The sequence below is a fragment of the Providencia huaxiensis genome (assembly GCF_002843235.3).
Taxonomy (GTDB): Bacteria; Pseudomonadota; Gammaproteobacteria; order Enterobacterales; family Enterobacteriaceae; genus Providencia; species Providencia huaxiensis.
The window spans coordinates 728,965-745,371 of the sequence record NZ_CP031123.2; the positions used below are offsets into that span (position 1 = coordinate 728,965).

Sequence of the window (16,407 nt, forward strand, 5' to 3'; positions counted from 1 at the left end):
TAACGGTAGTTTAGGGAGGTACTATGACCAAGTCTGAATTAATTGAAAGACTGGCTAGCCAGCAGTCTCATCTTTCAGCAAAAACCGTTGAGGAAGCTGTAAAGGAAATTCTTGAGCATATGGCGGATACGTTAGCTAACGGTGAGCGTATTGAAGTCCGTGGTTTCGGCAGTTTTTCTCTTCACTACCGTGCTCCACGCGTTGGCCGTAACCCAAAAACTGGTGATAAAGTGGAACTAGAAGGTAAATATGTTCCTCATTTTAAACCAGGTAAAGAATTACGTGATCGTGTAAATATTTACGGCCAATAATCAGGCTGTAAATCTTAATTATTACATCAAAACAGTGCTTGTATTTTATACGGCACTGTTTTTTATATCTAGCTAACACCAACACCAACACCAACACCAACACCAACACCAACACCAACACCAACACCAACACCAACACCAACACCAACACCAACACCAACACCAACACCAACACCAACACCAACACCAACACCAACACCAACACCGCTTCTATACTTTTAAAGCCTATAAAAATAATAAAATAAATCCAAAAGCAGCTTTAGAGATATATACGTGTCTTGCGAAGCTCCTCGCAAACTAATATGTATATTTATATCAGTAAAAAACATATTGGGAAGCGCTACGAAAAATAAAACAAAGAGACTTAAAAAATTCATAGGAATAAATAAACTAAAGCAAATAAACGCTATGTAGGGATACAAAAGTTGATAAAAAATATCATCTACATAATAAGATGGCTAAATAATTCAATCAAAAAATGTAATTTAATCTTTAATGGGAAATTGTCTGTTTCGATGACAATGGCTTCTATTGCTTTGAGTTTAGGTACATTACCACTTTTATTTATACCTAAAATTTTAATGCTGAGTGAATTATTATTTGTTTCTTTGTTTGTATCGGTATTAATAATATTCTTTATATTTGGTAAATCATGCAAGTTTTTAGCACTAATTATTATGTTTTTTCTATGGGCTAATTGGCATGGAATTAACATCATTAATCATATTAATTATCTATCTAAAAAAAATAACGATATTGATGTGGTTATTGTTGGTATTCCTTTGAGTAGCAAAGAGCAAAAAATTAAAGTACGTATTGATAAAATTAACAATCGTATTGTTTTTCCTCCGTTATATGCTACATGGAAAACAAAGGAAACTGTTTGCGCAGGGCAGTCTTGGCGGATCAATGGCAAAATAAAGCCATTGCACAGTTCACTAAATGAAGGCGGGTTTAATCTACAACGTTATTATTTAGCTAATAGGGTTATAGGGGGGGTGAAAAGCCAAAAAATAGAACCATTAGAAATGGCGTGTTCTGTAAGGCAAAAAATTATTTATAACTATATGGAGCTAATTAGCTCATTATCTAATAAAGGAATTATTTATGGGTTAATGTTTGGCGATAGAAATTTACTGCCTACAGATCAAACCTATTTACTGCAGAAAACAGGTTTGACACATTTAATGGCTATCTCGGGTTTACATATTGGTTTAGCCTACTTGTTTGGTTTTCTTATTGCTCGAGGAATTCAATATTTTTTACCAATAAAATATATTAGTGAAATACTTCCAGTAGTAATAGGTATGGTGCTAGCTATTTTTTATGCATGGATCTCGGGGTTCGCTATCCCTGCAACACGGGCGCTGTTTGCCTTACTATTATGGGTATATATTAGAAATAAGCCTGCAAGGCATTTTGCTTGGCAATGGGCGCTTTGGAGCATAGCGGGAATATTACTATTTGACCCATTGGCTATTTTGTCAGATAGTTTTTGGTTATCTAGCTTCGCTGTACTAGCCATTCTCTATTGGTTATCAATATTTCCATTAGCCTACCATTTAGCTAGAGGGATAAAAGGTAAAATTATAGGGTTAGCACATTTGCAAATAGGCTTGCTCATCTTACTAATTCCAATGCAACTTATTATATTTAATGGTATTAACATAATGGGGTTAGCGGCTAATATTTGGTTTGTTCCGTTAATTTCTTGGTGTGTTGTCCCTGCTATTTTGATCGTATTTTTAGTGCCAATAGAGGTAGTTCAGCGGTCTTTTCTATATGTGATAGATAGGGTGATAGATTTAGGGTTAAAGCCATTACCTTATTTCAGTACTTTTTGGTCAGAGTTCATTAATGTACCTTATTATTTATTCTTAATATGTTGGCTAAGCATCATTGTCATCTTATTTAAGTGGTACAAACGTTACTTTGGGCTTATTGGGTGTGTGGTTATCTCAATCTTTCTAGAAAGGGGAAGTGGTAAACAACTCAAAGAAGGCTGGAAAATGACGGTATTAGATATCGGGCACGGTTTAGCTGTTGTGATAGAGCAAAATGACTTGGCATTTCTCTATGATACTGGAAATACTTGGAAAGAAGGGAGTAATGCACAGCGTCAAATTGTTCCTTTTCTTAAATATCATGATATAACCCCTATTGGCTTAATTTTAAGCCATAATCATTTAGACCATACAGGGGGAGTGAATTATTTAATTCAACAATACCCATGGTTAAGTGTAAGAAGTAGTTTTGGGCCACAGGATACTTTGGCATACAAGAAAAAAAGTAATAATATTAATAATATAAAAAAGATGAAGCACCTTCCCTGTTTTAAAGGTCAAAAATGGCAGTGGGGAATATTAACTTTTGAAGTATTATGGCCTGAAAAGTTAGCACCAATATCGCATAATGATGATTCTTGTGTCATTCAATTGACGGATGGGTTTCATAAAATTTTATTAACAGGAGATATCGAAAAACAAGGGGAAAAATCACTTGTCGCAATGTACAAGAACCGGTTACGTTCGAATCTTCTTTTCGCCCCTCATCATGGAAGCAGCACTTCATCAACTGATTTATTGTTAAGAAATGTTCAACCTTCAATGGTAGTCGTCTCATCTGCAAGGTACAGTGCATGGAAAATTCCGTCGCCAAAAGTCTATTTTAGATATAAAAATAGTAATATTAAGTGGTTAAATACAGCAGAAGATGGTCAGTTAACTATATGGTTTAAAAGAGGAAATGTCCAAACTTCGCGTTATCGCTATGAAATTCAGCCCCGCTGGTATCATCTGTGGTTTGGCTTACCGCTATTTCCCGAGTAGAATAGTGCGCTTACATTAAGTCTGGTAATTAAAAGTATGAATGATAAAGACCTTTCGACAAAACAAACTTTTCGTCGCTTGTGGCCGATAATTGCGCCTTTTAAAGCGGGTTTAATCGTTGCAGCAATAGCACTTATCATAAACGCAGCGGGTGACGCATTTATGATTTCTTTATTAAAACCTTTATTGGATGAAGGCTTTGATAAAGCAGATAATGACGTTTTAAAATGGCTTCCGCTTGCGGTGTTAGGGTTAATGGTTGTTCGTGGTGGGTCTAGCTTTGTTTCAACCTATTGTGTTTCATGGGTTGCAGGTAAAGTCGTGATGAACATGCGACGTAAACTGTTTGGCCATATGATGGGAATGCCCGTTAGTTTTTTTGACCAACAATCAACAGGAACACTGTTATCTAGAATTACTTATGATTCAGAACAAGTTGCATCTTCTTCTTCTGGGGCATTAATTACAATTATTCGTGAAAGTGCTTATATCATCGGGTTATTTGCGATGATGTTCTATTATAGCTGGCAGCTTTCTCTTATTTTAATCGTGATCGCCCCTGTTGTATCAGTCACTATTCGTATCGTTTCTAAGCGTTTTCGTAAGATTAGTAAAAACATGCAAACGGGTATGGGGCATGTGACGGCAAGTGCAGAACAAATGCTAAAAGGGCACAAAGAGGTTTTAATTTTTGGTGGGCAGAAAGTTGAAACTGAACGTTTTAATAAAGTCAGTAACAACATGCGCCGTCAAAATATGAAAATGGTAACCGCTTCAGCAATCTCAGACCCTATTGTTCAGTTAATTGCATCATTTGCATTAGCATTTGTTCTTTATGCTGCGAGCTTTCCCGAAATTCGCGATGAATTAACGTCAGGAACAATTGCAGTTGTTTTCTCATCAATGTTTGCATTGATGCGTCCATTGAAATCATTAACTAACGTTAACTCACAATTCCAACGTGGTATGGCGGCTTGTCAAACGTTATTTGCAATCTTAGATTCGGAACAAGAAAAAGATAACGGAACTAAAGTACTTAAAGAAGTTAAAGGGGATATTAAATTTGAACATGTCACCTTTACCTATGCAACCAAAGAACATCCTGCGTTAGACGATGTATCGTTTACTTTGCCTGCTGGGAAATCAGTTGCTTTAGTTGGGCGATCAGGCTCAGGTAAGTCCACTATTGCAAATTTGATTACACGTTTTTATGACATTGATGAAGGATCTATTCAAATTGATGGTCATGATATCCGTGAATACACATTATCCTCATTACGTAGCCAAGTCGCGTTAGTTTCTCAACATGTTTATTTATTTAACGATACGATAGCGAATAATATTGCTTATGCAACAGACGGTAGCTATAACCGCGAACAAATAGAGAAAGCAGCAGAAATGGCCTATGCAATGGATTTCATTGTTAAACTTGAGAAAGGCCTAGATACAGTTATTGGCGAAAATGGTGTGATGCTTTCTGGCGGACAACGTCAAAGAATAGCGATTGCTCGAGCGCTGCTACGCGACGCCCCAATTCTTATTCTTGATGAGGCAACATCTGCACTAGATACAGAGTCTGAGCGTGCTATTCAAGCGGCTCTTGATGAGTTACAGAAAAATAGAACATCCTTGGTCATTGCTCATCGGTTATCGACGATAGAAAATGCGGATGAAATATTAGTTGTACAAGATGGCCGGATCATTGAGCGTGGTGACCATAAATCGCTATTAGCTCAAGATGGCGCATATTCACAGTTACATAGTATTCAGTTTAAACAATGATAGAACGTATTTGGTCTGGTAAATCATGGCTGTATCTTTTATTACTGCCGTTGTCTTTCCTTTATGGATTGGTAACGGTAATTAGGGATATAGCTTATAAAATCGGGCTGAAACGTTCATGGAAAGCGCCAATTCCAGTGGTAGTGGTGGGAAACCTGACAGCGGGGGGGAATGGTAAAACCCCTGTTGTTATCTGGTTGGTGGAATCACTCACCAAAGAAGGCTACCGCGTGGGGGTTGTTTCTCGAGGGTATGGCGGTAAAGCTGAAAAGTACCCGTTGATACTCGATGAAACGACCACAACTGAAGTTGCAGGGGATGAACCTGTATTAATTTTTCATCGTACTAAATCCCCTGTAGCCGTTGCACCCAAGCGCAGTGATGCAGTTAAAGCCTTACTAGAAAAGTTTCCACTAGATGTAATTATTACTGATGATGGGTTGCAACACTATGCATTGCAACGTGACTACGAAATAGTCGTTATTGATGGTCAACGTCGTTTTGGTAATGGGTGGTGGTTACCCGCAGGGCCTATGCGCGAAAGAGCTGGGCGTTTGAAGAGTGTTAACGCTGTCATTGTTAACGGTGGTGAAGCTCAAAAAAATGAAGCTTTAATGGCCCTTGAAGGCGATGTTGCTTGTAACCTTGTTAGTGGTGAAAAACGAGCGGTTACACAATTGCCTGCAGTTATCGCAATGGCAGGTATTGGTCATCCTCCTCGTTTTTTTGCCTCATTAGAAAATAAAGGGGTCGAGGTCATTAGTACCCATGCTTTTGCTGATCACCAGTCATATGAATTAAAACAGCTTTCACGGTTAGTTAAAAATGAGCAAAACTTATTGATGACCGAAAAAGATGCTGTAAAGTGCCGTGCTTTTGCACAACCCAATTGGTGGTTCCTTCCAGTCCAAGCGCATTTACAAGCTCCTGACGCTGAAAAAATCTTAAGCGGAATAAAAAAACTTATCACAAATAACAAAAAAACTTATCACAAATAACAAAAAAACTTGTCTATAACGTTCCTCTGTGATAATAATATCGCCAATGTGATATAGATCCACTTATTATGTATCTAGATGCAATACATTGATAATTGGATTTTATACTAGCTTAAATTTTACGCTCCGTTCTTTAGTTAGTCTTCATATCCTCGCATAATCTATATTGTAAAGTCGCTGTCATCGTGTTTTGTCATCATAATGTCAAAATAGACTGTTAACTTCGCAGTAGATTTGCGGTGTCTGAAATTTACATACATGAGCGTTATAAAATATGCACAATGATTTGTGCGCATGAATTGGTAAAGTTTAATTACTCTTTGATGTATTAATAGATCAGCAGTTTATAAATGGGAAGCAAGAAAGAGTAATGATACAAAGATAAAAAATATTGTTCTCAGAACAAAAGGAGTTTTAATATGAATTTTCAATTACATATGGGTCGAGTTAAATGGTTTGATGCAAAAGAAGGTTACGGTTTTATTTCCCCATTCAATGGTGGTGATGATGTATTTGTGACAACAAAGTCAATTGCTAATAAAAAAATCAAATCATTATTCGAAGGTCAAAACGTTGAGTTCTCTGTTACTCGTAATTCGAATGGCATAACGGCAGCTGACGTTATTGCTTATTAAATAATAAACAGAACAATTTCTCCTGCTTTTATCCTCTCATCTCACGCAGGAGATCTTATTCAGGAAGATTAAAGTTAACGGTGATATCTGCATGTGATATCCTGACTCCAAGTGAGTTAAAATCCATTCAGGAGAAAACATGGATCACCGTTTACTTGAAATCGTTGCCTGTCCTGTATGCCACGGCAAATTAAGTTATAACAAAGAAAACCTCGAACTTATTTGTAAGTTTGATCATCTAGCCTATCCCATTCGTGATGGCATCCCTGTATTGCTAGAAAATGAAGCCCGCCCTGTTTCATTAGATGAAGGCCAGTAATCATCATGTTTACGGTTATTATTCCTGCTCGTTATGCATCAACACGTCTACCCGGTAAACCTTTGGCTGATATCCATGGCAAGCCAATGGTTGTTCGAGTGATGGAGCAAGCTATTAAGTCGGGGGCTAGCCGGGTGATAGTTGCGACAGATCACTCTGATGTTGCTAAAGCGGTGATTGAAGCAGGCGGTGAAGCCTGTATGACAGACCCAAATCATCAGTCTGGAACAGAAAGGTTGGCTGAAGTTATTGATACATACGCTTTTTCTGACAATGAAATTATCGTAAATGTGCAAGGTGATGAACCTTTAATTCCACCTGAGATTATAAGCCAAGTGGCTCATAACCTTCAGGGGAGCAAAGCTGAAATGGGGACACTGGCTGTGCCCATTAATGATGCTCATGAAGCGTTTAATCCAAATGCAGTCAAGGTTGTTACTGACCACGAAGGTTATGCACTGTATTTTTCTCGGGCAACCATTCCTTGGGATAGAGACAACTTTGCGAAAAGCCAAGACACAATAGGTGATACCTTTTTACGCCATATTGGTATATATGCTTATCGCGCAGGGTTTATTCGTCGTTATATTAAGTGGGAAGCGAGTCCATTAGAAAAAATCGAAATGCTAGAGCAACTTAGGGTGCTTTGGTACGGAGAAAAAATTCATGTGGATGTTGCGAAAACCACGCCAGGCGCTGGTGTTGATACCCCTGAAGATCTTGAACTCGTTAGAAAGCAATTTATTCAGTAGTCAGTATTTTCTTAATAGCCAAAATGGCCAATATACGATTTAGCTAAACGAAAGGTGTAATCTCAATAGGTTACACCTTTTTTGTTGTTATTCAGCAGCAATAGCTTCAGGCGTGGCAAGCTGTTCTTCTAACGCTTGTGTATTATTGGGTTTTAAATGCCACCAAATGGTACCAAGAAATTCATACCAAGCACGTTCACTATGACCAAAATAATATGAGGAAGGAATGTATTTCTCCCATGGATTAATTTCACTCGTGATAACCAACTGATTTGCGGGTGCAGGGAAAGGGGTCATTCCTCGTTGAGTAAACATGGTCATCGCTCGAGGCAGGTGATTAGCAGAAGTTACTAATAAAAAAGGTGATTTCCCAATAATTTTTTCAACTTCATAAGCTTCCTCTTGTGTATCTTTGGGTTCAGTGAGGGGGATAGTATCTTGTGCTGGGACACCCAAGGATTGCGCAACTTGTGCGGCAACTTCGGCACTGCTGATGGTGCTACTCGCTTTACCGCCAGTGAAAATAAGTTTACTACCAGGGTGTTTAAGATAAAGGCGAACACCTTCAGTCACTCTAGGTAAGCTATTATTCAATAGATTAGAGCTTGGGCTCCAATCTGGGTTATATGTAAAGCCACCTCCTAGCACAACAATGTAACGTACATCTTGAGGAGGTGTTTCAGTAATCAGTTCATAGCGTTTATTAAATTGCTTTTCTGCAGGGGCAAGCAAAGTATCTGAAATAGGCTGTAATCCCAACAAGGTTATGAAAACTAAACTTAGAGTAGTCAACGTCTTCCCACAACGCTGCCAGCGTGTGAACCAGAGCAAAAGCAGCCCAATAAACCCGACGATGAGCAATAATGGTAATGGCATCAATAGAGAACCAATATATTTTTTTAAGATAAATAACATAACTAAGCCTATTCTTATGGGGTATCGAGCCACCATTGCGGTGGTATCTGCAGAAAAAATACGTAATAAAACGGCTAAACTAGAGGAAAAATAACAACATGGTGTTTAATAGCGCCAAAATGAAATTTGCTGGGCACAATAAAGTACTATGCAAAAATATAGCTATTATCTGTTATAATTCCTGTTTTAACAGTCGCCTCGCATTGTATGTGATAAGTGCAATGTAATGTGAGAATATTTCTGGTTAGCGTTGATTTTTCCATAATCAAGATGTAATCAACCATTTTACGTTTTTTCGCGACAAATTGGCTCATAAACCGCTTTAAATAATAGATGATAGGTAACCGGATAGCACATGGCAGACCGCAACTTTGATGATATTGTCGATAAATTTGCAAAAAATATCTACGGAACGACAAAAGGAAAAATACGAGAAGCGGTAGTTTGGCAAGATTTAACTCAATTATTGCACAGCCAATTTGAGGGTAAAACCCTAAAAATACTTGATGCAGGCGGTGGTGAAGGGCACTTTTCACGCAAACTCGCCGAAATGGGGCATCAGGTGATACTTTGCGATTTATCTGAAGAGATGTTAGAACGAGGCAGTGAGCTTGCCAAGGAACAAGGTATTAGCGATAACATGCGTTTTGTACATTGTGCGGTGCAAGATGTTGCACAATACATTGATGAACCTGTTGACCTTGTTCTGTTTCATGCGGTACTTGAATGGATTAGCGATCAAAAATATGCAATTGAACAACTGGTAGATATAATTAGACCAGAAGGCGTATTTTCTGTCATGTTCTATAATGCAAATGGTCTGGTGATGCGTAACGCAATTTTGGGAAATTTTCATCTTGCAACGCCACATATTCAACGTCGTCGTAAACGCTCGTTATCACCGCAAAAACCGCTTTTTCCTCATCAAGTTGATGCTTGGTTGAGTGAGTGTAATATGCAAATTATCGGTAAAAGTGGTGTTAGGGTATTTCATGACTATTTACAGAGTCGGCAGTTACAGCAAAAAGATTTTCCAGCATTGTTGGCATTAGAGCAGCAGTATTGCCGTGAAGAACCCTATATTAGTATGGGTCGTTATATTCATGTCATGGCACGCAAACAAATACAAAAGGACGATTTATGAGTGATTTTTCCCAGACCGTCCCTGAACTTGTGTCTTGGGCACGAAAAAATGATTTTTCGATTTCACTTCCTGCTGAACGTTTAGCATTTTTGCTTGCGGTGGCGGTATTAAATAGTGAAAGAGTCAATGGTGAAATGAGTGAAGTGGAGCTGGTTGATGCCTTTCGTGAGGTCTGCAAAGGGTTTGAACAAACCACAGAATCTTTGGCAGTAAGAGCCAATAATGCCATCAATGATATGGTTCGCCAGAAGATATTTAACCGTTTTGCCAGTGACATTGTTGAAGGTAATGCCATTTACCGCTTAACCCCTCTGGGGATCGGTATCAGCGATTATTATATTCGTCAGCGAGAGTTCTCAACATTAAGACTTTCTATGCAGCTTTCTATTGTCGCAGGAGAACTGCAACGTGCCGCTGAAGCCGCAGAAGAAGGGGGCGATGAATTTTATTGGCATCGTTACGTGTTTGCTCCACTAAAATATTCAGTTGCTGAAATTTTTGACAGTATTGATTTATCGCAACGCATTATGGATGAACAACAAAATTCAGTAAAAGAAGATATTGCGGCATTATTAAATCAAGACTGGCAGGCAGCTATTGCTAACTGTGAGCAATTACTATCAGAAACATCAGGTACATTGCGTGAGTTGCAAGACACATTGGAAGCCGCAGGGGATAAACTGCAAGCGAATTTATTACGTATTCAAGAAGCCAATATGAATGCGCCGGTGTTCTCTGACTTAGTGGATAGGTTGGTTTTTGACCTGCAAAATAAACTAGACCGTATTGTTAGCTGGGGTCAACAATCTATCGATTTATGGATTGGTTATGATCGTCATGTTCATAAGTTTATCCGTACAGCTATCGATATGGATAAAAATAGAATATTTTCTCAGCGGTTACGTCAATCCGTTCAGCACTACCTTGATAGCCCTTGGGCACTCACTTACGCCAATGCGGATCGGTTATTCGATATGCGTGATGAAGAACTCGCATTGCATGATGAAGAAGTGATGGGTGAATTACCACCAGAGCTTGAATTTGAAGAGTTTAGTGAATTGAATGACAAGCTTGCAGAGCTAATGGAAGTTGAGTTAGCCATTTATAAAGCAGAGCAACGGCCGCTCGATGTTGGCCGTGTGTTGCATGACTATTTACTGCAATATCCACAAAAACGTCATTTTGATGTAGCTCGAATTATTATCGACCAAGCTGTTAAATTAGGTATCGCAGAGGCTGATTTGGCGGGGTTACCGGCAGAATGGCAAGCTATTAATGATCACGGAGCCAAGGTACAGGCACATGTCATCGACAAATATTGAACAATTTATGCCAGTTAAGCTGGCTCAAGCATTAGCTAACCCGATTTTTCCAGAGCTAGACAGCCAATTGCGTTCAGGTCGCCATATTAGTGTTGATGACCTTGATAACCACGCATTTTTGATGGATTTTCAGGAAGCATTAGAACAATTTTATGCACGATATAACGTAGAATTAATTCGTGCCCCTGAGGGGTTTTTCTATTTACGCCCACGCTCAACAACTCTCATACCGCGCTCGGTGTTGTCTGAATTAGATATGATGGTTGGGAAAATCCTTTGTTATCTCTATCTCAGCCCTGAACGCTTGAGTAATCAAGGTATTTTTACCTCACAAGAGTTATTTGAAGAATTATTATCATTAGCGGATGAAAGCAAATTACTTAAATTTGTTAATCAACGTTCGACAGGTTCTGACTTAGATAAACAAAAACTGCAGGAAAAACTCAGAACATCACTCAACCGTTTACGTCGCTTGGGAATGGTGCACTTTCTGCAGAATGATCCGAGTAAATTTATTATTAGCGAATCTGTATTTCGTTTTGGCGCTGATGTGCGTAGTGGTGATAACCCACAAGATGCACAGTTACGGATGATCCGTGATGGTGAAGCTATCTCTCTTGAAGGGGAATTATCGCTGAAAGACAGTGAAGAAGAGGGTGGCGAAGAGAATCAAGAACCGGCAGAAAGTGATGAGGATGAAGAATAATGATTGAACGCGGAAAATTTCGCTCACTGACGCTGGTGAATTGGAACGGTTTTTTTGCCCGAACTTTTGACCTTGATGAATTAGTGACCACATTATCGGGTGGTAATGGTGCGGGTAAATCAACCACAATGGCGGCGTTTATTACCGCGATGATCCCTGATTTAACCTTACTTCACTTCCGTAACACAACGGAAGCGGGCGCGACCTCTGGTTCTCGTGATAAAGGCTTACACGGGAAATTACGCCCAGGTGTCTGTTACGCAATTTTGGATGTGTTAAATTCGAAGCACCAGCGTGTCATGGTGGGTGTGCGTTTACAACAAGTCGCAGGGCGCGATAAAAAAGTTGATATTAAGCCGTTTATGGTACAAGGCATTCCACTGGCGACGGTGCCAACGGAAATATTGACAGAGGTTATCGATGGCCGCCAAGCAAAAGTGATCCCACTTAATGAACTAAAAGAGCGCCTTGAGGAACAGGAAGGCGTTTTGTTCAAGCAGTTTAACTCAATTACTGACTACCATTCGATTCTGTTTGAATTAGGGGTTTTACCTAAACGTTTACGTTCCGCGAGTGACCGAAGCAAATATTATCGCCTGATTGAAGCGTCACTATATGGTGGTATTTCTAGTGCCATTACTCGCTCATTACGTGATTATTTATTACCTGAAAACAGTGGGGTACGTAAAGCATTCCAAGATATGGAAGCGGCTTTGCGTGAAAACCGTTTAACATTAGAAGCCATTCGTGTAACGCAATCAGACCGTGACTTATTCAAGCATTTGATTAGCCAAGCGACTGATTACGTTTCTGCGGATTATATGCGCCATTCCAATGAAAGACGTATTCACCTTGATGCAGCACTGGCTGCACGCAATGAGCTATTAGCCAGCCGTAAACAATTGCGTGTTGAACAGGTTCGAAGCGTCGAAATGGCGCGTGAGTTGAATGAGCAAAATGGCGCTTCTACAGAATTAGAAGCAGACTACCAAGCGGCCAGTGACCACTTGAATTTAGTACAAGCCGCGCTGCGTCAGCAAGAGAAAATTGACCGTTATCAAGCGGATATCGAAGAACTGACGTATCGTCTTGAAGAACAAAGTGAAGTCGTTGCTGAAGCAACTGAAACTCAAGAAGAATATGAAGCGCGAGCTGAAGCTGCTGAAATTGAAGTTGACGAATTAAAAAATCAACTCGCCGATTACCAACAAGCTCTGGATGTACAACAAACACGCGCTATTCAGTACCAGCAAGCCTTGCATGCCTTAACGCGTGCTCGTGAATTGTGCCAACTTCCTGAATTATCCATTGATAATGCAGATGAATGGTTAGATACCTTCGAAGCACGCGAACAGCAAGCAACCCAAGCGTTATTAGCGATTGAGCAAAAAATGAGTGTGGCAGATGCCGCACATAGCCAATTTGAGCAAGCCTATCAATTAGTTAGAAGTATGATAGGGGAAGTTAGCCGCAGTGATGCATACCAACAAGCGCGTACATTACTACGTGATTGGTCCTCACAACAACATTTAGCGGATCGCGTACAGCCATTGCGTATGCAGCTATCTGAATTGCAACAACGTCTGAATAGCCAGCAAAATGCTGAACGCTTATTGGCAGAGTTTTGTAAGCGTCATGGCCAAAGTTATGAGCCCGATGAGCTTGATGCATTAATGGCTGAGCTGGAAGCACAGCAAGAAGAGCTTAGTATTGGTGTGAATGAGAGTGGCGAAAAACGGATGCAAATGCGCCAAGAATTGGAGCAGATCCGCCAGCGTATTAGCCAACTTTCATCTAAAGCCCCTGCATGGATTATGGCTCAAGAAGCGCTAACACAGCTTAATGAGCAGTCCCATGAAACGTTTGAGTCAAGTACTGCTGTGACTGAGTTTATGCAGCAACTCCTCGAACAAGAGCGGGAAATAACGGTTGAACGAGATGAAGTTGCTGCGCAACGTAAAGATCTCGAAAAGCAAATTGAGCGACTAAGCCAGCCAAGTGGTGCGGAAGATAGCCGCATGTTAGCGTTGGCAGAGCGTTTCAATGGTGTGTTGTTATCTGAAATTTATGATGATATTACCATCGAAGACGCAGCTTATTTCTCCGCGCTATATGGTCCTGCGCGTCACGGAATTGTGGTGCAAGACCTTGATGCAGTTCGCAATCAACTGGATTCGTTACAAGATTGCCCAGATGATGTGTATTTTATCGAGGGAGATCCATCTTCTTTCGACGATAGCGTTTTTGATGCGCAAGAGTTTGAAAATGCGGTATTAGTCCGTTCGTCTGAGCGTCAATGGCGTTACTCTCGTTATCCTGAGTTGCCTTTGTTTGGTCGTGCCGCACGTGAAAGCCATTTAGAGTCGTTAACGGCTGAACGTGATGAGCTCGCTGAGCGCTATGCGAATCTGTCATTTGATGTACAGAAAATTCAGCGTTCACACCAAGCATTCAGCCGGTTTATAGGCCAACACATTTCGGTGGCCTTTGAAGATGATCCAGAAGCTGAAATTCGTACACTCAACCAAAAACGTTCGGAAATTGAACGTGCTTTAGCTCAATTTGAAGAGCAAACTCAGCAGCAACGTCAACAATTTGCCCAAGGTAAAGAAAGCCTTGCGGCTCTTAATCGCTTATTACCTCAAATGGGGTTATTACTCGATGAAACATTGGCGGACAGAGTTGAAGAGATAAACGAAGAGCTAACGGAAGCGGAAGAAGCGGCACATTTCCTGAATAAACATGGTGATGCGTTAGAAAAATTAGAGCCGATTGTGACAGTGTTACTCAGTGATCCTGAACAACACGAGCAATTACGCAAAGATTATGAGTCAGCAAAACACAGCCAGCAAAATGCGAAACAGCAAGCTTTTGCATTAGTAGAGGTTGTTCAGCGCCGTGCTCACTTTAGTTACAGTGATTCAACCGGAATGGTGAATGAAAACGCGGACCTGAATGAAAAACTACGTCAGCGTTTAGAGCAGGCAGAAACCGAGCGTACACGTGCTCGTGAACAATTACGCCAGCACCAAGCACAAAGTGCACAGTTCCATCAAGTTCTTGCCTCGTTACGCAGTTCTTTCGATACCAAACAAGAGATGCTAAAAGAGCTCGAAGTCGAGATGCAAGAAATTGGCGTAAAAGCCGACCCTGACGCCCAAGAGCGCGCTCGTATCCGACGCGATGAGCTGCACCAGCGGGTTATGGAAAACCGTAGTCGTATTAACCAGTTAGAAAAACAGCTGACATTATGTGAAGCTGAAATGGATAACTTACAGAAGCGCCTTCGTAAGTTAGAAAAAGACTACTATATGCTGCGTGAGCAGGTCGTGACAGCAAAAGCAGGTTGGTGTGCGGTAATGCGCTTGGTGAAAGACAATGGCGTTGAGCGTCGTCTACACCGCCGTGAGTTGGCTTATACTGACGGTGATAGCTTACGTTCGATGTCGGATAAAGCCTTAGGAGCGTTGCGTTTAGCGGTTGCAGATAACGAACATTTACGCGATGTACTGCGTTTATCCGAAGATCCAAAACACCCAGAACGGAAGATAAAATTCTTTATCGCAGTATATCAACACCTACGTGAACGTATTCGCCAAGATATTATTCGAACTGATGACCCGATTGATGCAATCGAGCAAATGGAAATTGAACTGGCGCGTTTAACGGAAGAGCTAACAGCGCGTGAGCAAAAATTGGCGATCAGTTCAAAAAGTGTGGCGAATATTATTCGTAAAACCATTCAGCGCGAACAGAATCGCATTCGTATGCTAAACCAAGGGCTGCAAGCTGTAGCATTTGGTCAGGTTAAAGGGGTTCGCCTCAATGTGAATATTCGTGAAAGTCATGCATTGTTACTGAGTGTGCTTTCTGAAGAGAGCGAAATGCATCAAGACTTATTCACCAGCCAACGGTTAACATTCTCTGAAGCAATGGCTAAGTTATACCAACGCCTCAACCCTCAAGTGGATGTTGGGCAACGCTTGCCGCAAACTATTGGTGAAGAATTACTCGATTACCGCAACTACTTAGAGTTAGAAGTTGAGGTTAACCGAGGCTCTGATGGTTGGTTAAAAGCAGAAAGTGGTGCGTTATCAACCGGTGAAGCGATTGGTACGGGTATGTCCATTTTAGTGATGGTAGTACAAAGCTGGGAAGAAGAGTCCCGCCGTTTGCGTGCGAAAGATATTATTCCTTGCCGTTTATTATTCTTAGATGAAGCTGCGCGATTAGATGCTAAATCAATTGCAACCCTATTTGAACTGTGTGACAGATTAGAAATGCAGTTAATTATTGCGGCACCAGAGAATATTAGTCCTGAGAAGGGCACAACCTATAAGCTAGTTCGTAAAGTGGTTGGTAATCATGAACATGTGCATGTAGTTGGCTTAAAAGGCTTTGGGCAAGAAAACCCGACTGTACAAGCCCCAACATTGCAGTAATAGTTTTTGTGAGTGAAACAAAGGCCGGTATTTAGGAATAAATATCGGTTTTTTTTATATGCTAATTAGGCGGCAAAGAAAGCGTCAGGTAAAACTTTTAATTAAAATAAAATTCATCTATGTTTAAACCACTAATACACTTTTGAATTCATTATGATGAAAATAATTCTTTTTCTCATTAATCGTTAGCTTAGCTGTACATAATCTGAAAAAAGGAAAATTAGCCTATTCCTATAACATTACTGCTAAAATT

12 protein-coding genes are annotated in these 16,407 nt (G+C 40.2%); 11 read left to right on the top strand and 1 reads right to left on the bottom strand.

What is annotated here, in order from left to right:
• Positions 1-23: 23 nt before the first annotated feature.
• The 7 genes from ihfB (at position 24) to kdsB (ending at position 7,625) form a co-directional block, all read left to right on the top strand.
• Entirely contained in the window at positions 24-311 is a 288-nt protein-coding gene (gene ihfB / locus CYG50_RS04735; RefSeq protein WP_004256221.1) for an integration host factor subunit beta, read from the top strand.
• Positions 312-736: 425 nt separating this feature from the next.
• Positions 737-3,139: a DNA internalization-related competence protein ComEC/Rec2 gene (locus tag CYG50_RS04745; RefSeq protein WP_232368196.1), complete on the top strand. Its 2,403-nt coding sequence runs from the start codon at positions 737-739 to the stop codon at positions 3,137-3,139.
• 36 nt (positions 3,140-3,175) lie between these two features.
• Positions 3,176-4,921 carry a lipid A ABC transporter ATP-binding protein/permease MsbA gene (gene msbA / locus CYG50_RS04750; protein WP_102138482.1) on the top strand — a complete coding sequence of 582 codons (1,746 nt, stop codon included), beginning with the start codon at positions 3,176-3,178 and terminating at the stop codon, positions 4,919-4,921.
• Positions 4,918-5,919: a tetraacyldisaccharide 4'-kinase gene (lpxK, locus tag CYG50_RS04755; RefSeq protein WP_102138483.1), complete on the top strand. Its 1,002-nt coding sequence runs from the start codon at positions 4,918-4,920 to the stop codon at positions 5,917-5,919. The genes msbA and lpxK overlap by 4 nt, the downstream gene beginning before the upstream one ends.
• 419 nt (positions 5,920-6,338) lie before the next feature.
• Positions 6,339-6,554: a cold-shock protein gene (locus CYG50_RS04760; protein ID WP_102138484.1), complete on the top strand. Its 216-nt coding sequence runs from the start codon at positions 6,339-6,341 to the stop codon at positions 6,552-6,554.
• A gap of 139 nt (positions 6,555-6,693) precedes the next feature.
• The gene (locus tag CYG50_RS04765) at positions 6,694-6,873 is read left to right on the top strand and encodes a Trm112 family protein (protein ID WP_004256203.1); all 180 of its coding nucleotides are present in this window, start codon (positions 6,694-6,696) and stop codon (positions 6,871-6,873) included.
• Positions 6,874-6,878: 5 nt separating this feature from the next.
• Positions 6,879-7,625: a 3-deoxy-manno-octulosonate cytidylyltransferase gene (gene kdsB / locus CYG50_RS04770; RefSeq protein WP_102138485.1), complete on the top strand. Its 747-nt coding sequence runs from the start codon at positions 6,879-6,881 to the stop codon at positions 7,623-7,625.
• An 87-nt stretch (positions 7,626-7,712) separates the two neighbouring features.
• On the opposite strand, the gene elyC is transcribed toward kdsB, so the two are convergent.
• Positions 7,713-8,540, bottom strand: a complete 828-nt coding sequence (elyC, locus tag CYG50_RS04775; RefSeq protein WP_102138486.1) for an envelope biogenesis factor ElyC — start codon at positions 8,538-8,540, stop codon at positions 7,713-7,715.
• Positions 8,541-8,895: 355 nt separating this feature from the next.
• On the opposite strand from elyC, the gene cmoM reads away from it, so the two are divergent.
• From cmoM to mukB, 4 genes are read left to right on the top strand one after another with little or no spacing between them, the layout of a single operon-like run.
• Complete coding sequence (gene cmoM, locus CYG50_RS04780) at positions 8,896-9,684, top strand: tRNA uridine 5-oxyacetic acid(34) methyltransferase CmoM (RefSeq protein WP_102138487.1); 789 nt, start codon at positions 8,896-8,898, stop codon at positions 9,682-9,684.
• Positions 9,681-11,006, top strand: coding sequence for a chromosome partition protein MukF (gene mukF / locus CYG50_RS04785; protein WP_102138488.1), 1,326 nt, complete (start codon positions 9,681-9,683; stop codon positions 11,004-11,006). Before cmoM ends, mukF begins: the two co-directional genes overlap by 4 nt.
• A complete protein-coding gene (gene mukE, locus CYG50_RS04790; protein ID WP_102138489.1) occupies positions 10,987-11,712 on the top strand; it encodes a chromosome partition protein MukE in 726 nt (241 codons plus the stop codon). The genes mukF and mukE overlap by 20 nt, the downstream gene beginning before the upstream one ends.
• On the top strand, positions 11,712-16,154 hold the full coding sequence (gene mukB / locus CYG50_RS04795) for a chromosome partition protein MukB (RefSeq protein WP_102138490.1): 4,443 nt from the start codon (positions 11,712-11,714) through the stop codon (positions 16,152-16,154). The genes mukE and mukB overlap by 1 nt, the downstream gene beginning before the upstream one ends.
• Positions 16,155-16,407 lie beyond the last annotated feature (253 nt).